A 20,106-nucleotide genomic window follows, 5' to 3' on the forward strand; every position below is an offset into this window, starting at 1 on the left:
TGTGCGAGGCATGGCCGGCGTATCGAGTGAGCTGATATGCCGCAGCATGTCACTGACACTGTGTGGTTTAAAGGAGAAAGAGGCAGGTTGGGTTAATACAGAACTGACCCGAATATGCTTATCCAAACTGGTGAACGTCACCTCATAACGCCATGGCTTATCAAGCTGCTCGTCACCCTGCACCGATAAAACTGAAATCGATGATGGCAAATCGGTCAGATTCAAAATATAAGCATTTTGACTTAAATTATCGTTGAGCCATGTTGTGCCAGTTTGTATTAGCGATTTTTTCATCATTTCCTCTTTTCAATATTGAAAGGTGGTTATTTATTATTATTGGCTTTTATACCTTGCTCATATCTTTCAATAATAGTTTAATGAACAGAACTGTTGTTTTATCGCCCTCATCGGGCGATAACCTGTTTAATTCACAGTTCGTCCTTTTTAACAACTTTTTTCGGTTTATTGGCTTTTGTTGTTTTTGTTTCTTTGGTTACTGTTTTTTTTGTTTTAGGCTTACTCGCTGCTGATTTAGCTTTATGCGTTTCCCATTCTAAAACAATGCCCTCACCATCAATAAAATCAAGGCACAATACTTGACTATTGGTATCACGTTTTTGTAATAATAAATTAGATACCACTGGTAAGATTTGTTGATTTAAAATGCTGTCAATATTACGCGCCCCTGTATCTGGCAGTAAGCATGCACCCACTAACTGCTCATACAATGCCTCACCCACTTTGAAACTAATGCGGTAATGCTGTTTGAGTCGTTTCGCGACTTTATTAAATTTCATTTCCACAATTTGACGCATGGCATCACGCGCCAGTGGCGTGAAAATAACAGTTTGGAAACGGGCTAATAACGCAGGCTGGAAATGCTCTCGAATAATGGGGCGTAATAGTTCTTGTTGGCTAGCAACAGGCGCATCGGGCATTTCATCAAACAGTGCCATTAACTGATCACTGCCGAGATTCGAGGTCATTAAAATTAATGTGTTACGAAAATCAATTTCACGCCCTTCACCGTCGCGCATAAAGCCACGGTCAAAGACTTGATAAAATAGATTTAATACGTCACGGTGTGCCTTTTCTACTTCATCGAGTAAAACAACACTGTATGGACGTTTACGGACGGCTTCCGTCAAGACCCCACCTTGGCCATAACCGACATAACCCGGCGGCGAACCTTTTAATTGCGATACAGTATGTGCTTCTTGGTACTCTGACATATTAATCGTAACCAGTGACTGCTCACCACCAAATAATGTATCAGCAAGTGCTAATGCACATTCTGTTTTACCGACTCCAGACGGTCCCACTAATAAAAATACGCCCATAGGTGCATCTTCAGAGGTCAAGCCAGTTTTAGCGGCTCGAATACGTCTTGCTAGCTCGGAAAGTGCGACATCTTGCCCGACAACGCGCATTCGCAAGTCATCTTCAATATGCAATAAGTGGCTTTGTTCATCTTTTAATAAACTTTCCAGTGGTACACCCGTCCAATCAGCAATAACGGTCGACACCGTGCGACTATCCACGTCAAGCGATAACAGAGGAGAACTGCCTTGCCGATCATGCAGCTGTTGCTGAGCGTCGCTAATTTGTTTAGCCACTTTTTTATCGTTTGCATTATCTTGAGCGCGTAAGCTAATCAGTTTTTCAACTAATGCTTTTTCCTGTTCAAATTGCGCTTTGGCTTTAGATAGTTCCTTATCCATTAACGCGATTTGTGTATCAATTTCCGTGATACGAGGTTGCAAGTCTTGTTCACCTAATGCTTGATCCGCAACCAATGCCGCTTGTTCTAGTTGTAATGCGGTGATGTTAGCTTCAAGTTTGGTTATCGATTCAGGGATCGTATCTAAACTCATTCTCACCCGCGCTGAGGCCGTGTCTAATAAATCCACCGCTTTATCGGGCAGTTGTCGGCCACTAATATAACGACGGGAAAGACTGACTGCGGTTTTTACTGCTTCATCTAAAATATGCACACCATGATGCTTTGCATAACGTGATTTTAGACCACGTAACATTAAGCAAGCATTATCGTCATTAGGTTCATCGACCTTGACCATTTGGAAACGACGTTCAAGCGCAGCATCTTTCTCAAAATACTGTTTATATTCAGACCATGTCGTCGCTGCAATGGTACGCAATTCACCACGCGCTAAAGCGGGTTTTAATAGGTTAGCCGCATCCGCACCGCCAGCTGAGTTACCTGCACCAATAATGGTGTGTGCTTCATCAATAAAAAGTAATATGGGTGTTGGTGATTGCTGCACAGCATCTATTACGTTTTTTAAACGTTGTTCAAATTCACCTTTAACGCCCGCACCCGCTTGTAATAAACCAAGATCGAGCGTCATAATGGCCACTTCTTTTAGGCTACTTGGCACATTACCTTCAACGATCCGTAACGCTAATCCTTCCACCAATGCCGTTTTACCAACACCTGGTTCCCCCACTAAAATCGGGTTATTCTTACGGCGTCTTGATAGGATATCGACCATTTGACGGATTTCACTATCACGCCCAAATACTGGGTCAATTTTGCCAAGACGGGCTTTTTCTGTTACATTTTCACAAAAACGACTTAACGCTGCTTGATGGTGTTTTTGCACATCAGGCGTCGCTTTTGGATCGTGAGTCACTTTATCAGTGCTTTCTTTACTTGCTGTTGCAATTGATTGTGTAGCATTATCAATCGCAATACCTGAGTGATAAGTTTGTTGTAGCGGGCTTTCATCCGATGTTTCATTGAGCATTGGGCGTAAGCGTTGTAATGCAATAACCGATAAACTGAGTAATGGCCAAGCATCTTTTGCTTTTAAGCAGTGAGGCGACTCTTGAAGTGCTTGTAATAAATGGACAGAACGAATTTGCTCTTCATGATCGTCAAGTGATGCTTTTAACCAAGCCGCTTGTAACAAATTAATCAATGAATGAGATAAGCTTGGTTTTTGATTAATCGTATGAGGTAGTGAATCAAGAAACGTCAGTAATCCTTGCCAAATCTCATCCATATTGAGCTGATAATGACGCACGATGACCGTAATATCCCCATTACCTTGTTCTAATAATTTGAGTAACCAGTGCTCTAACGTGATCTCAGTATGAGCACGCGTTTGACAAAGTCCTGCTGCTGATTCAAGTGCGCTGGCGCAATAAGGACTTAAACGCCGTAATAGTGTAGATGGATCAGTGATCATAACGCTTCCTTTTTCTCATTCTTACTTCATTGTTTAATGGTGTTATCAATACGGATGATTCATATTGACCGATGGGTTTATAGGATCAGTAATGATTTAATATAATTACCACTTATTATTAAAAACAACCGACTTGTTACCCATTTCGTTTAGAGGTGTGCACTTAAATTTATATCTACAAGAATTGAATAAATCCTATTGATACACCGATAATCTTAGTACACACCTCTAACTAAAATGGATTTATTCTGCCACCCTAGTGGCAGAATAAGCCCTAAATCTCACTATGTGAGAAATCGTAAATTAGCTACGACCTTCTACCCAGCTATCTGAGTGGATGATGTTGCCATCTTTGTAGGTCCAAGTAATTTTTTCATAACGAAGTTCAATACGCTCAAGGTGATTGTATTGCTCTTTCGCTGGGTCTTTGATATTGTGCATTTCAGGTTTAACAGAAACAACTTTTACGCCTTCCATTAAGGTATTGAAATACTCAATTTCTTGACCTGCGTTATCAATTTGATACCATTTGATTTCAACTGATTTTAGGTTTTGACCCGTTGTCACCGCTTTGTAAAGGTAAGGAGATGAAGAATCTACTTCTTTTACAAATTCAAGTGCTTTATGTACACGTGTACCGGTTAATTTACCTGTGTTACCATCTGTTGGGATGTAGACTTGGTGATCAAATTCAATCACTTCAACACTTCCTTCACGATCTTGAACTGTTACAGAACCTTTAATTTCTGAACCGCCGTCGTCTTTTAAAAACATATACGCTGGAACTGCCATTGTTTTAACTCCTTATTTTTATTTTTCAACATTAATGATTAGTTTTCATCCATCAACTGACACGTTGATATTTGAGGAACTAAACTTATTTCTACTCGTCGGTTTTGTGCACGATCCTCTGGAGTATCGTTACTCACCAACGGTTTTTTTGCGCCATAACCTTGTATCGCAAAACAGGTTTCAGGAATATCACTGGTTTGAATTATCCAGTCCCTGACGGCAGCTGCTCTATCTAGAGAGAGCTGCTGATTTTTAGTTGGATCACCCGTTGCATCGGTGTGTCCAGAAATGAGAATTAACCACCCCACATTATCGTTTTGTTTAATCTGCGTTTTAATTTCCATTAGCGCATTGATTAATACTTTGGTGGACTCTGGTTTTAATGCCCCCTTACCGCTTTCAAACAGAGATAAACTGTCTAATCGAATCACTGGATACTCTTTAATCACTTCAACAGGTACCGTTTCTTTTATCACAATCGTCTCAGGGATCGGGATCGGCGGCGGCGGCGGTGGTTCAGGAACATAACGGCCAATCGCTTCATTAATGGGTCGTAATAAAGCCTGACCATGGTATAAGCCAAGTCCCAATTTAACCGGTTCACCTTGTTTAAAATAGTTGTTAAGTTGCGTGTTATCCGCTTTTAAGATATTGAGTGCTTGCCATTTCTCGGCATAGCTGTCCATCGCAATTAGATCATAATGGGTAATATCATTTTCAATTTGCTGTGCGAGTTTGATGTTATTCCAATAAGAGGCACATAACCCACCGATAAAGAACAGTGATGTCATGATAATCATATTGCATACTGTTTTACGAATCGGTGAATAGGGATATGCAATCGGCATGTGCTTAACCAAACCATCTGGTGGTGTAACCACATCTTGTAACTGATAGTTGTTTGGTAAATTCAGTGTGGTCAACTTAACGCATTCACGTTCTAATAAGTTATCTTTTACAAAATGCGCATTCAGAGGATAGATTGCAACGCCCGCTGGAATACACTTAGCAATAGGTTGTTTACTGTCATTTAATACATCAAGAATGTGACGATTAACCCAAGTTTGACTCTCTGTTAGCATCACACGAATCGCAAGCCGTTTTTCACGTTCAACAGAACTTAATGTTTTATCATTAACCCAATTATTGAGCGGTGATAAAAATTCATCTAACAGATATAACTGACCTGATAACATTTGATACCAATAAATCGGTAACGTTGCTTCATCGTGATAGTGCAAATTATTTAAGCCAACGTGCGTTGAAATATATACCGGTAAGCGGTATTTCGCGACACGACAGGTATCAACCCATGACTGCCTAAAGGCTTGTAATTTCGCGGTAAATAAGCCTTGTTTTGTTTCAAGTTCAGGCGTTAATGCTAAAAAGATACCAACACGGCCAAGCATATCAGGCCAACGAGCAACTAGTGAATCAAATACGATAGGTAATTCAGCATACTCTTCAACATAAACCCAGACAGCTTCTGATGAAACAATCACATTTGACTTTGCAAGCGTCAGATCATCAGGGAAGAAATCTTTAGCACTATTTCCTGTCACCAAAAGTATCGGTAACCGATAACGTTGCCTTGCTGGCAATAACGCCAGTTTTTCCGTTAAAAAGTCAATATTTTGCGTGCAAGCATTTAAGCGCTTACGATATTCAATTTGTCGATAAAACAACGCACCACATACAATGAGAATGAGTAGCGAGCCAATAATTTTCCAACCGAGTGCTATCGGTAAAAACACCAGCAATAAAATAAAGCTGAGAATTGCACCATAAATAATCTGTATACGCCAAGGATAATCGTTCATTACACCCTCTTGCCCTTATTGTATTAATGGTTTAATCATCTCACCAAGCTTATAATCCAAGAAAAAATATAAGCCGATAGTGAAACAAATAGAGAGCGCAGTACACAGCATAAGTACCGACTTTCTGCCTAAATAACGATAACTCTGCTTCTGTTCAATAATGGGGTGAGCAAGATCTGGTTCGCTAGCTTTTAATGCTTCCCTTAATGCCATAATAAGGTGTTCACGTTCCATTTGCGCCTGTCCAAGGTAGCATCCTTGAAATCCTAAACCCAATACGCGGTCAAAACACGCTAAGACAAGGTACTCTTTTTTATCTGCGCGTAAACGATGGCGAACTTTTTCAAATAAATCGTAACCGGCATTATGGGTATTAAAAAAAACAACTTGTAACGGTGCACCTAACCACTCATCGTAATTTTGTGAATGACGACTATTTTTACTACACAGTAAAACAGTTTCATCTAAAAAGGCACATTGTGCGTAACTGATATCATCAATCACATCTTGGCTATACTGTGCTTCATGTAATGTTTCACGTAAATTGATGATTTGTTGCTTACACTGTTTATAGAGTTGGCTAACAGAGGGAATATCCGTGCCCTCTTTTAATTGGACAACCGTTAATACGGTGTCCCTTAACAATTCGTCTATCACTATCTTCTTTTGTTCAATACTCATAGTTGTGACCTTATGATCGCAGTACTGCGAAAAGTTCTAATGAAATATCAGGCATCGCCCTTGGCACATAGAACTCACAGCATCGCGCTAATAACATATTTTTAGCTGCCGGATGAGATAGGTCTAAGGCAAAATACTGATTCTCAAGTCGCATTGGAATCGCAGCGGGTACATGACTAAGGGCTTTAATTGGAATTCCTGACAAGGCCGAATGAATAATTTGTCTTACATCATCGGGGGTACCGGCTTTACACAGTAATGGGAACTGAGATTGTAATTGATGACCTGGCATACTTGATCGGACAGATAAATAGAAATCAGCATCTTCAACAAGACGTCCATCATTAAGTCGCCCTGTCCATAAGGTATCTTTATTATGAACCAGATCAATTTTAATCACGCGAGATGGTAAGCTTTCTTCTAATAAGCTACGAACTAAATCAAAAAGTGGGGGGAATACCGCATTCAAATTATCGTGCTGATAAGCCGGTATACCATCAACATCATGTGCTAATGAAAACGTGAGGAGCGCACCGGTAAACGCAACCAATTTTTGGTATAAATTTTCGGGATGAATCGTTGGATTATCACGTAAAAATTTCAATTGTGGTTCGAAACTGTTTAACGCATTTAATAACCAAAATAATGACACATCGGCGACTGCAAACTCAGCCATTTGTTGATTACGTTCATGTCTCATGCCCATTAAACGCTGACGTTTAGCCTGAATTTGAATACACAATAATTCCAATTCTTTAATTAATGAACCGCTTTGTGTATAAAGTGATAATACAGGGGGAATATATTCATTATCTAATACAAAACGGCCGTTTAAATCGCGTTTTAATTTGGCAATAGGGCAAGTTAAATATTCGCTGTGGTCTTCAAAATCAAAAATAAAATTTAATGCACAGCGTTCAACAGCAATAGTTTCGCTACCATGTCCAAGTAAGTCGGGGACATCGACCCATTCTTGGCGGTAGCGAGTTGGTCTTTCAATACGATTATCATCGAATATACAGTTTTCACCATTTGCGTGGAGTAACGGTAAACCAAGGAAGACTTTGACCTCATCGATTGCAGGAGGAATATCAGTAGCGAGGTTTCTTACAGTGGGTAGATTGTCAGCAATATCGCTATCAATCAGCGTACCATCTGAAAAACGTAGACTTAAAGTATGAATACTTAAACGATCTAGCGTTAATGCCTGCTGATCAATCTGTACCCGCTCAATCCCCCACGGATTGGCCAGATAGAGCTTTGCCAGTTGTTGTTTACTGTAAGATTCCCACAATGATTGTTGTTGAAATTGTTCAGGTGTCAAAAAGACCCCTTCATTCCATAGCGGGCGATATATTTTCATGCGCTTATTAGCTCCACTCAAGTCGATAGCCAATAGTCAGGTAACGGTTACATTACCAACATCCTTGTATGCTTTATCATTTTTAAAACATAACCAAAATGCGATAAACTAACCACACATGCCTATTGATAAAATGTCTATTTATCCGATGTAAAAACAGCCTTCACTTGCACTAACAATCCGCACACCCTAAGGTGTACGGATGTGTTGCAAGGATAATTACGCTTTCGCTTTAGGCATTTGTGATACCATCGATAAATTAATATCCATTCCTTCAATTTGGAAATGTGGTACTAAAAAGGTTTTTACTCTAAAGAAGCCTGGGTTATCATCAATATCTTCAACAATAACTTGTGCTTGACGCAATGGATGCGATGCTTGTACTTCATCACTTGGATCCGTCATTTCAGTCACAAGATTGTTAATCCATTTGTTCAGTTCTAGCTCAAGCACTCGACGATCTTTGGTCGCACCAATATTTTCACGTTGAATCACTTTTAAGTAATGTGCAATACGCGATAGTAAGAAAATATAAGGCAAACGAGAGTTAATACGGCTATTTGCTGTCGCTTCTTTTGTATCATACAGTGTTGGTTTCTGTGATGAGTTCGCAGAGAAGAAACACGCATAATCACGGTTTTTATAAAATGATAATGGAATAAATCCAAGATTCGCAAATTCAAATTCACGTGTTTCAGGAATTAACACTTCTGTTGGAATCTTCACTTGATTACCGGTACCTAAATCGTATAAGTGAATCGGTAAGTCTTCAACCAATCCACCGGCTTGTGGGCCACGAATCTGTACACACCAACCATTACGAACAAAGCTTTGAACCATATTTGCTGCAAAAGCAAATGATGCATTTGCCCATAGGTAACGATCATGATCAGGACCTTTCACTTCTTCTACATAGTTAAAACTACGTACTGGTACTGTATCTGGACCATATGGTAAACGAGCAAGCACACGCGGAAGCGTTAAACCCACATAGCGTGAATCGTCAGTTTCCCTAAAGCTGTTCCACTTGGTGTACTCTGCACGATCGAAATAGTTGGCAATATCTTTAATTGCTGCTACTTCTTCCATCGATTCTTTACCGAAGAACTTAGGACCGACTGACGCGATAAATGGCATATGTGCCGCTGCAGCAACTTTAGAAACATTACGTAGTAAAGCGACATCTTGCGGACCACGGTCAAATTCATAGTTAGAAATAGTCACACCTAATGGTTCACCACCTGGTGTATCATATTCTTGAATATAGGTATGACGATAGAAACCGGTTTGGTTAATTTCGGGTGCATCTTCAAAATCTTGACGTAATGCATCTTTAGAGACATCAAGTAATTCAATTTTTACGTTGCGACGGAAATCAGTACGGTCGACAACAAATTTTAATCCACGCCAAGTGGATTCAATTTCTTGGAATTCGGGATGATGCATAATGGCATCGAGTTGGCGGCTTAATTTTTGGTCAATTTGACTAATATGATAATCTAATAGGTGTTTGTCTAATTTTTCAACTTTCTGCGATGAATCTTGGATCATTTTTAATAAGATATTCACTGCCATCGTAACACGTTCGTCGGTTGATGATTCAGATAAAACATCATTATCTTCATACTTATCCATATCTTGCGCTGTGGCAACTGGATTTAAGTTGATTTTATTAAATAAGGATTGATACACACTACCAGCATCTTGAGTTACAGTCTGTGCTGCACTCTGTTCTTTTTGTACGGACATTATTTTTTATTCCTTCTTACTTAATTTTCATCATAATTGCTTTTTAATAAAGCAATAATGCTATTATTCGTTTTTATAAATTACGCTTTCGTACTTTCAGCAACGATAGCTTCTAACTCTGCTCGTAACTCGTCAGACAATTGTTCATCTTTCACAATTTTTTCTAATTCATGACGGAATGTGGCGTTATCCATTAAGTTAGATTTTAGATCACGTAGTAAGTTACGCATCGCAAGTAAAGAACGTAATTGAGGAATTTTTTTAGCAACTTGTTCAGGCGTAAAATCTTTCATTGATTGGAAATCAAGTTTAATATTGACTTCAGAACCATCATCAGCCAGCGTATTTGCAACAGTAATAGTGGCTTGTGGATTTAATTCTTTTAGGACTGAATCAAAATTATTTTTATTGATAGATACTTTTTCTTTTTCAGCTAGTGGTCTTGTATCTTTACCGTGGCTATAATCACCCATTGCTAGAATTTTTAAAGGGAGTTCGACTTTCTTCTGAGCTCCACCGGTATGAAGATCTAACTGAATATTCACGCGAGAAGCTGGCACTTCATTTTGATAGCTGTTTGACATATCTATTCCTTTTCAATATAAAATCAATTAGTTATAATTAACCGCATTTGAATTTTACATCTAAAGCGATAACTCAAACAACTGTACCAAAGTGCAATTAAAATTAGCAAATTTTCACTATGCAAAGATTACAAAAATGAATACTTATTTGTTTTTTAATAAATTTATCAAAAACAAAAAGTGCAACAATAGTGTTAAAACTTACTGTATTTACTAACAAAATATTTAAAATTTCTTAACAGTTTGCTTATTTTATGTAAAAAAAATACTACTTTATTAACCATTGTCGGACAAGCGTTTAGCGTATGAAGAGGAAGAATGAGCGATGGAATGAGAATAGCGTGATTGTAACGTTAGCCAATTAAATAATGTTGAGTTCTTTGACCCTTAAAAAAGCCTGTTTAGCATTAGCGACTTCCAATTTATCCACAATCTTACTCATGTGGAATTTCACAGTCCGTTCTGAAATGCCCAGTTTTGATGCAATCTCTTTATATTTAAGTCCATCACAACCTAAAGAAAGCACTTGTTTCTCTTTTTCAGAAATAATTAAATGGGCTTTATTACGATAATATTCAATGTATTTTTTCTGGCGTAAATAAAGATCATACAGATCCACCAATAGCATTTGCAGTTCGGCGCGATGCGAATTAAAAAAGAGAATATCAATGTGTAATTCATCATCACACATCACATTTAAAAAGGCTGAATTACCTAATGCATCGTTAACAGCAAACGTATAGCCATCATGAATACCAAACTGTTTAGCACGTTTAAAAAAAATTTGATCGTCAGACGATAAAAATGGAATGATCGAACTCCATGCAAACGGTTTTACCGTTGTCCGAGCCGAATTAATAATAGGATCCGTGTGGTATAATTTTTCTTTTTGATAAAATTTTAACCACGCTTTTGGATAGGTAGAGCAAATTTCTGGCGCAATAACCGAGCTACGATCAAAAAATAAATATTGATATTGTTTGATATTAAATGTGCCTAGTTTGCTATGTAAATCATCATGAAAATTATTATTCAATTTAGTTTCTTTACCCGATATCGTTATTGTTATATCTAGTCTAAACAGATAATCGTTGGAATGTTATCGTGTATGATCCAAGATGTAAAGTACTAATCAAATTATGCTGAATTTTTTTGTTATCAATTGCTAAGAAATGAAAATAAAATTAAATAAATTAAAATGTTATTTTTTTTGTATACAATTTATTCTTGTCACTTTTTAAGCGACAAGAATAACCTAATTACCACTATTTTTCCGATTCCTCATCATCATCGGCATAGCCAACGTCGTGTTCACTACTCAATGAATCAATATTATTGATTTCATCTGTGCTTTGCATATCGGTAGTATCGAACAATAGATTCATCCCTTTACGGTTAGACTGTTCATCCATATTAGCCATATTGTTAATGCTATCCATATCATCGATCCCTTCAAGTTCTTCGCTGGGATCATCACCACCGGCTGTTGCCGTAACTACAGTTATATCATCAAATTCATCTAAACTTGCGTCTTTTGCCTCATCGATATTTTTAATCGCATTGGGATTGAACTTTTTCATAACTATTTCCTGTTTTGTATAATAGATTTACTAATGATAGTAACACTCCAGTAATGGCATGGCTAATTAGATAGCTAAATCTTAGTGATAGGAAAAATAAGCAAAAAAATACCGCTACTAAGCGCGGCATTTAAATGCATTGTTTAAATTAAACATCAAGATAATCTAAAATACCTTCAGCCGCTTTACGACCTTCCGCAATCGCAGTTACAACAAGATCTGACCCACGCACGGCATCACCGCCAGCAAAGATTTTTGGATTTGTTGTTTGATAAGCATTACGTTCAGGCGCGATAATACGACCTTGTTTATCTAATTCAATGTGGTGCTCTGCAAGCCAAGGCATACTATGTGGTTTAAAACCAAATGCCATAATCACGGCATCGGCAGGCAGAACAAACTCAGAACCCTTAATCGCAACAGCAGAGCGACGTCCTTTATCATCAGGTTCACCAAGTTCAGTTTTTACCATTTTAATGCCCGTCACTTGCCCTTGCTGATCAATTTCTATGCTCAGTGGTTGCACATTAAATAAAAATGCAGCCCCTTCCTCTTTGGCATTTTTGACTTCGCGTTTTGAACCTGGCATATTCGCTTCATCACGGCGATAAGCACAGGTTACCTCTGTTGCCCCTTGGCGAATCGATGTTCTCACGCAATCCATTGCAGTATCACCACCACCAAGTACGACGACACGTTTGCCTTGCATATCAACATAAGGTGTATCGGAGGCTTGTTGATGTTGCATGATATGCTTTGTATTGGCAATTAAAAAAGGTAAGGCTTCGTATACACCTTTAGCATCTTCATTTTCAAGTCCACCACGCATCGATTGATATGTCCCGGTACCAATAAATACCGCATCAAATTCATCAACTAACGAGGTTAAACTTACATCTTTGCCAACTTCGGTATTTAAACGGAATTCGATCCCCATATCGGTAAAAATAATCCGGCGATTAATTAATACCTCTTTATCGAGTTTAAAAGCAGGAATACCAAATGTTAATAATCCACCAATTTCAGGATGACGATCAAACACAACCGGTTTGACACCATTGCGAATTAAGACATCGGCACAAGCAAGTCCAGCTGGCCCAGCGCCAATTATCGCGACACGTTCTCCCGTCATTTCAACGTTAGATAAGTTTGGCCGCCACCCCATCTTAAAGGCTTCATCAGTAATATAGCGTTCAATATTACCAATTGTGACCGCACCAAATTCCGCATTAAGTGTACATGAACCTTCACATAAGCGGTCTTGGGGACAAACTCTGCCACACACTTCGGGTAAACTATTGGTTTGATGACACAATTCAACAGCTTCTAAAATATGCCCTTCATTAACTAATTTTAACCAGTTTGGAATATAGTTATGAACAGGGCATTTCCACTCACAATAAGGATTACCACAAGCCAAACATCGGTCGGCTTGAGTCGCGGCTTGTGATTTAGAAAATCCTTCATAGATTTCAACAAACTCAATTTTTCTAATCTTTAGCGATTTTTTAGGTGGATCAACACGTTGTAAATCGATAAATTGATAAACATTCTGACTCATTCGCATCCCCTCCTTATTGCGCCAAAACACGTAATTCGGCAGCTGACCGACTACGATGACCCAGTAATGCTTTTACATCACTCGATTTCGGTTTCACTAACACAAACTGTTTAGCATAATGTGACCAATTTGCTAAAATTTCCTCCGCCCTAGACGAATGGGTCAATTGTGCATGCTCAGTAATCAAGCCTCGTAAATGTTCTTCGTGGATGGCATAATCAGCGACATTTAACATTTCAACCAATTCTTTGTTGATACGTTTTTTAAACTCATCATTTTCGTTGAGAATATATGCAAATCCACCTGTCATTCCCGCCCCAAAGTTGACGCCTGTTTTGCCAAGTACACAAACAATACCGCCTGTCATATACTCACAACCATTATCACCGATACCTTCAACAACACTCACCGCACCAGAGTTACGTACAGCGAAGCGTTCGCCTGCTTTACCGGCAGCAAAAAGCTTACCGCCCGTTGCACCATATAAACACGTATTACCAATGATGGTTGCTTCATGGCTTAAAAATGCTGATCCGACGGGTGGATAAATAACAATCTTGCCACCAGCCATGCCTTTGCCAACATAATCGTTTGCATCACCCGTTAAGGTTAAATCAACGCCGCTAGCATTCCATACACCAAAGCTTTGGCCAGCCGTACCATTAAAATTCAATTTGATCGGTTCAGAAACAAGCCCTTGATCTCCATACTGCTGTGCAATATAGCCAGATAGTGTCGTACCAATTGAGCGATGTGTATTTTGAATATCAAAATAGAATGACTTAGATTGCCTACTGTCAACAGCCTCTTTTGCTTGGATCATAATGTCGTTATTTAAAACACCTTTATCAAACGGCGCATTGAGCTGTGTATGATAGACGGCATGGCCATCAATCGGTTTTGCTGTTGCTAATAAGCTCGATAAATCCAGTTTTTGTTGTTTACTGGTTAAACCGTCTAATTCAGTAAGTAAATCGGTTCGGCCAATTAAGTCAACAATACTCTTTACACCGAGTTCGGCCATAATTTCACGTGTTTCTTGTGCAATAAAACGGAAATAGTTCATCGCTTTTTCAGGTAAGCCATGATAATGATTTTGGCGCAGTTTATCATCTTGCGTCGCAACACCTGTCGCACAATTATTAAGGTGACAAATACGTAAATATTTACAACCCAGCGCGACCATGGGTCCAGTACCGAAACCAAAACTTTCTGCACCTAAAATCGCAGCTTTAACAATATCGAGCCCTGTTTTTAATCCACCATCAACTTGTAATCGAATTTTGTGACGAAGCCCATTGGCAACAAGTGCTTGCTGCGTTTCAACCAGACCAAGCTCCCACGGTGAACCTGCATATTTAACCGAAGTTAAAGGACTGGCTCCCGTTCCACCATCATAACCGGCGACGGTTATCATATCAGCATAGGCTTTAGCCACACCCGTTGCAATTGTCCCGACACCTGGCTCTGAGACTAATTTGACAGAAATCATCGCTTTTGGATTAATTTGTTTCAAATCAAAAATCAGCTGCGCCAAATCTTCAATTGAGTAAATATCATGATGTGGCGGTGGTGAAATCAAGGTTGCCCCTGGCACGGCAAAACGTAATCGAGCAATATATGGCGTGACTTTATCACCCGGTAGTTGACCCCCTTCGCCAGGTTTAGCGCCTTGAGCAACTTTGATTTGAATGATGTCTGCACTCATTAAGTAACTTGGCGTCACACCAAATCGACCCGATGCGACTTGCTTAATACGAGACACTTTGATCGTATTATAACGTGCAGGATCTTCGCCACCTTCACCTGAATTTGAAAAACCACCTAATGTATTCATGGCTTCAGCTAACGATTCATGTGCTTCTGGACTAAGGGCGCCAATTGACATAGCTGCAGAGTCAAAACGTTTGAATAGCGCTTCACTCGGCTCAACGTGTTCTATCGGGATAGCCGCCCCAGGCTGAGGTGTTAATGTCAATAAATCACGTAATGTTGCGACGGGTCGCTGATTGACAATATTCGAATATTGCTGATACGCTTCATAGCTACCACTGTTAACGGCCTGTTGCAGTGACTGGACGACATCGGGATTATAGGCATGGTATTCACCACCGTGAATGTATTTCAGTAAGCCACCTTGTTCGAGTGGTTTACGTTTAAGCCATGCTCGTTTTGATAACTCGAATAAGTCTTGTTGGAAGTCATCAAAATTGGCACCGTTTATACGGCTTGTAACGCCTGGGAAACAGATTTTGACGACGTCATCGTGTAAACCGACTGCTTCAAATAACTTAGCACAACGGTATGAGGCAATGGTCGAAATGCCCATTTTAGACATAATCTTATACAGCCCTTTATTAATTCCATTACGGTAATTAATCATGGCTTCACGATACGTGTTATTCAATGTACCGTTATCAATCAGTTGCGCTAATGTTTCATAAGCAAGATAAGGATAAATTGCAGTGGCACCAAAACCAATTAAAACAGCAAACTGATGAGGATCGCGACAACTAGCTGTTTCAACAATAATATTAGCATCACAACGTAAATTTTTCTCAACCAAACGTTGTTGTACGGCACCAACTGCCATTGGCGCAGGAATTGGCAAACGGTCAGCCGCAATATTTTTATCAGATAAAACAAGCAATACCGCCCCGTTACGTACTTTATTTTCAGCATCACCACACAACTGTTCAATAGCATCATTCAAACTACCATCAATTTCATAGGTAATATCAAGAACATCCATTTGATAATATTTTGACTCGAGCGTTGTTAGCTGTTCAAAGTCAGAATATAACAACACGGGGGATTTAAATGATACCCGATGAGCTTGGCCTTCTGCTTCCGCAAACACATTCATTTCACGACCAATACTGGTTGACAGGGACATGACATGCGCTTCGCGTAATGGATCTATTGGTGGATTGGTGACCTGTGCAAATTTTTGTCTAAAGTAGTCATAAATGATTCTTGGGCGACTTGATAGCACAGCAAAAGGGGTATCATCACCCATCGAACCAGTGGCTTCTTGACCATTTTCACCCAATGAACGAATCACCTGATCGAGTTCCTCAAATGAGTAACCAAATTGTTTTTGATAAGATGCTAACGTGACCTCATCAAAATCTCGCTTACCTAAGTGGCTATCAGCAAGTTCTTCAAATGGGGTAAGCTGCTTAACATTTTTAGTCATCCACGTTTTATAAGGATGGCGTTTTTGTAAATCATTATCAGTTTCGGATGGTTGTAAGATACGTCCTTCACTGGTATCAATCACTAACAACTCACCTGGCCCAACACGCCCTTTTTTTACGACCTCATCGGGTTCATAGTCCCAAATACCAATTTCAGAAGCACACGTAATTAACCCATCGGTTGTAATCACATATCGCGCGGGTCTTAATCCGTTACGATCAAGACTACAAGCGGCATAGCGGCCATCTGATAAAACAATCCCTGCCGGGCCATCCCACGGTTCCATATGCATTGAATTGAAGTCGAAGAATGCACGTAAATCTTCATTCATATCAGGGTTGTTTTGCCAGGCTGGCGGAACAAGTAGACGCATTGCTCTCACGATATCCATACCACCGACGAGAAAAAGTTCAAGCATATTATCCAGAGAGCTAGAATCTGAGCCCGTTTCATTCACGAAAGGCGCAGCATCTTGAATATCAGGAATCAGTGGTGTTCTGAATTTGTAAGAACGTGCTTTAGCCCATTGGCGGTTACCTTCAATCGTATTAATTTCACCATTGTGTGCTAAATGTCGAAATGGCTGTGCAAGTGGCCACTTGGGAACGGTATTCGTTGAAAAACGTTGATGGAATAGACAAATTGAAGACTCCATACGTAAATCAGCAAGGTCAAGGTAAAAACGCGGTAAATCTTTAGGCATACACAAGCCTTTATAGATATTGACCTGATTTGAAAAACTGCACACATAAAACGCATCATCTTGAACACGTTTTTCAATCCGCCGACGCACCATATATAAACGACGTTCTAAATCGATGGTACTCCACCCTGCCGGTGCATTGATAAATACCTGCTCAATTTGCGGCATCGAAGATAACGCAATTTCACCCAGCACACTGGTATCGATTGGCACTTTTCGCCATCCGACTAATGAGAGCGTCTCTTTCGATAATTCGTCTTCAATAATGTCTCGACTAATTTGCGCTTCACGTTCATCTTGGCTTAAAAATAGCATACCCACGGCATAATTAGTGGCTAAACGCCAGCCTGCTTCTTCGGCAACTAAATGAAAATATCGATCCGGTTTTTGTAGGAGTAAGCCACAACCATCGCCCGTTTTACCGTCGGCTAAAATTGCGCCACGATGCTGCATACGAGCAAGTCCGTGAATCGCTGTACGCACCACTTTGTGACTTGGTTTGCCTTCTATGTGAGCAATTAATCCAAAACCACAGTTATCTTTTTCATGATGCTGGTTATATAACATGTCATTGCCTCTCAATAATTTTTATCTTTACATCGTTGTGACAATCATCCGTTACAATCGCGTTACACACGATAAAAAAAGACAGATAAAGACGACGATAATGGCTCAAAAATTAGCGAGAAAAGCGGTTTTGGTCAAATAAATTCTACTTATAAGTCAATATTTTAATAACAGCATGATGGGTATTAATAGAATTAATGGATCATCATAAAGCAGGTGATCCATTATTGTGACTTATTGTTTCATTATGGTGCATCTTTTTGGGGTAGATTAGCCCAATAAGGTCAAAAGTTGTCGATTTAATTGATGCTGCTCACCTTGCCATTCATGCAATTTATCAAGAGCAATATCGGGTTGTGCATCAAGTGAACTTAATACGCGCTTCCAACGGGTTTGGTAATGATATGATGACAATTCACCCGTTATATCACTGCCGATAATATCATGTCCCAGTGCGGTTATCGTATCAGCAAGGTGATAGACCGCTAATTGCCCTTGATCCCAGTTAGTTTTGATGACATGTTCACTGAGTACATCTTTATCGATTGATAAATAGGTTGGTAATGCGAGCTTATCTTGCGTTGCGATAAAGGCAGAGATCATTTCATCGGCAGAATGAAAGCAACGAAACGCTTTAGACAGCCCAAGATATTTTGCCCATTGCGTATTGTGATTTAATGTCCAATACGTCAGCTTTTTTCGATATAACGGTAATAAACGGTTTTCAAAACAATGCGCATTACCAATATCATTAGAGCAAATACCCATCACATGCACATGACTCACAAAGGGTAATTTTGCGACATGGCTGACCCATGACCCACAGTGAATACCAAATGGAAAACGCATATTATCAGGATGGTTGTCAAATATAACAACTTGGATCGGGTTTGTGGCACTATAATGTTGTGCTAAACGCTCGATTAAAAATAGGCTTAAATGATGATAATCACCGCTGCCCATTAAGACAGGACCGTAATGATGATCGGGTAACAATGGTGCCAGATGCTCACACAACGAACGATAATGTTGTTGACTACAGCCAAAACGAATTCGTTCTTGGTAATCAGCCAGCGAAATAGTTAGCGCACCATCGATATTGCCAACACTGTTATCAAAATTAAGAATGATCGGCGTTTTCATGCTTCACCTGTGATGATGTCTTATTCTGCTGTTTATCCAGTAGTTGTTTGTCTGTTTCAAAATATCGGCTCAGACGCCCTAGTACCCATCGTAACAATGGATTACGGATATAAACCCAATGCTGGGTTAATGTAAATTGCGCACCGAGACTTGCTTTAACTTCAGGGTCAGTCCAACCCGCAATATAATAGGTAAGATTATGATCGAGCAAATACTGTAAATTATAAAACCAGCTGACGTAATACAAATTAAACTCATGGCATTTTGGGTAAACAAAACCAATATATTTATCGATTAGCGTATCACCGACGATAAAGCAAATATTATAGCCAATTAGTTGATTATCATGGTAATAATTGAAAATAATAGCATGATTATTTTTGTCTTGCAGCAGTGCTTGAAAAAAGGCTTGGCTAAGTTTATCAAAATGAATATCACTTTGCTCATAAACATTCAAATAAAGCTGATAGTATTGCGCGATATGTTGTGATTCAAAAAAACAGTCATCGCCACTGTAACTGACTTTTACATCAATATCTTTTGCCACTTTTAATTTACGACGAAAATTTTTACGCCGACTGTATGACAATCGCGATAAGTAATCATCAATAGACTGATAATCACATTTCACAAACGCCAAAGCTTGGCCTTCCACTTGGATAAATTGCTCTGCGGCAAGGTGTTTCGCGAACAATTCACTTTGATCATTTTCGTTTTCTGACAGCAGTGTTGAGTGATTCGGTAAATCTTTGACAATCAAGAATGGATAGCGTTTGGCATAATGCGTTTTTAACGCACTAACCAGTAAATAAGTATCAGCATCTGTTGGCAATAAAGCATATTCAGACACTGTTGTACCGACAAATGCCGTATTAAATCGTAACCAATTGCCCCAGATTCGATAAAACGGTAACTTCATAATTTTATGGCGCAAAGCTGGGTCGACGGTAGTTAACAAATCAAATCGAGCCGCAAACATCGGTAGGCCACTTTCTGTTTGCCATGCCGTAAAATCAACGGGCGGATTAGCGAGAAAATGTGCAATCAGTTCATTGGGTTCTAATTGGTTTAGATACGGCATGTTAACTCTCAAATGATCAACGTAGAAGCATCACCCCTCATCAATAAGAGAGGTGATAAAGTATGACAA

Annotated in this window: 14 protein-coding genes; all 14 read right to left on the reverse strand. The window is 39.4% G+C overall.

Annotated features, from left to right (window positions below; all coding sequences use genetic code 11):
• The coding region (locus ABEA36_RS12270; protein ID WP_345492604.1) for a hypothetical protein at nt 1–294 on the reverse strand (294 nt) is incomplete at its 3' end.
• 134 nt (nt 295–428) lie between these two features.
• Nucleotides 429–3,212, reverse strand: coding sequence for a type VI secretion system ATPase TssH (tssH, locus tag ABEA36_RS12275; protein ID WP_345492606.1), 2,784 nt, complete (start codon nt 3,210–3,212; stop codon nt 429–431).
• Nucleotides 3,213–3,515: 303 nt separating this feature from the next.
• Complete coding sequence (locus ABEA36_RS12280; protein WP_345492608.1) at nt 3,516–4,004, reverse strand: Hcp family type VI secretion system effector; 489 nt, start codon at nt 4,002–4,004, stop codon at nt 3,516–3,518.
• Nucleotides 4,005–4,042: 38 nt separating this feature from the next.
• A complete protein-coding gene (locus tag ABEA36_RS12285; RefSeq protein WP_345492610.1) occupies nt 4,043–5,824 on the reverse strand; it encodes an OmpA family protein in 1,782 nt (593 codons plus the stop codon).
• 15 nt (nt 5,825–5,839) lie between these two features.
• The gene (tssL, locus tag ABEA36_RS12290) at nt 5,840–6,505 is read right to left on the reverse strand and encodes a type VI secretion system protein TssL, short form (protein WP_345492612.1); all 666 of its coding nucleotides are present in this window, start codon (nt 6,503–6,505) and stop codon (nt 5,840–5,842) included.
• A 10-nt stretch (nt 6,506–6,515) separates the two neighbouring features.
• The gene (gene tssK / locus ABEA36_RS12295) at nt 6,516–7,868 is read right to left on the reverse strand and encodes a type VI secretion system baseplate subunit TssK (RefSeq protein WP_345492614.1); all 1,353 of its coding nucleotides are present in this window, start codon (nt 7,866–7,868) and stop codon (nt 6,516–6,518) included.
• Nucleotides 7,869–8,087: 219 nt separating this feature from the next.
• A complete protein-coding gene (gene tssC, locus ABEA36_RS12300) occupies nt 8,088–9,617 on the reverse strand; it encodes a type VI secretion system contractile sheath large subunit (protein WP_345492617.1) in 1,530 nt (509 codons plus the stop codon).
• Between the two features lie 80 nt (nt 9,618–9,697).
• The gene (gene tssB, locus ABEA36_RS12305) at nt 9,698–10,201 is read right to left on the reverse strand and encodes a type VI secretion system contractile sheath small subunit (RefSeq protein WP_345492619.1); all 504 of its coding nucleotides are present in this window, start codon (nt 10,199–10,201) and stop codon (nt 9,698–9,700) included.
• A gap of 361 nt (nt 10,202–10,562) precedes the next feature.
• Nucleotides 10,563–11,237, reverse strand: a complete 675-nt coding sequence (locus ABEA36_RS12310) for a helix-turn-helix transcriptional regulator (RefSeq protein ID WP_345492621.1) — start codon at nt 11,235–11,237, stop codon at nt 10,563–10,565.
• Between the two features lie 229 nt (nt 11,238–11,466).
• Nucleotides 11,467–11,781, reverse strand: a complete 315-nt coding sequence (locus ABEA36_RS12315; RefSeq protein WP_345492623.1) for a hypothetical protein — start codon at nt 11,779–11,781, stop codon at nt 11,467–11,469.
• A gap of 148 nt (nt 11,782–11,929) precedes the next feature.
• Entirely contained in the window at nt 11,930–13,342 is a 1,413-nt protein-coding gene (locus ABEA36_RS12320; protein ID WP_345492625.1) for an FAD-dependent oxidoreductase, read from the reverse strand.
• Nucleotides 13,343–13,355: 13 nt separating this feature from the next.
• Nucleotides 13,356–17,813, reverse strand: a complete 4,458-nt coding sequence (gltB, locus tag ABEA36_RS12325) for a glutamate synthase large subunit (protein WP_345492627.1) — start codon at nt 17,811–17,813, stop codon at nt 13,356–13,358.
• 270 nt (nt 17,814–18,083) lie between these two features.
• Nucleotides 18,084–18,956, reverse strand: a complete 873-nt coding sequence (locus ABEA36_RS12330) for an arginase family protein (RefSeq protein ID WP_345492629.1) — start codon at nt 18,954–18,956, stop codon at nt 18,084–18,086.
• On the reverse strand, nt 18,934–20,037 hold the full coding sequence (locus tag ABEA36_RS12335; protein WP_345492632.1) for a GNAT family N-acetyltransferase: 1,104 nt from the start codon (nt 20,035–20,037) through the stop codon (nt 18,934–18,936). The genes ABEA36_RS12330 and ABEA36_RS12335 overlap by 23 nt, the downstream gene beginning before the upstream one ends.
• Nucleotides 20,038–20,106: the final 69 nt, after the last annotated feature.

The organism is Orbus sasakiae, from assembly GCF_039542345.1.
Lineage (GTDB): Bacteria > Pseudomonadota > Gammaproteobacteria > Enterobacterales > Orbaceae > Orbus > Orbus sasakiae.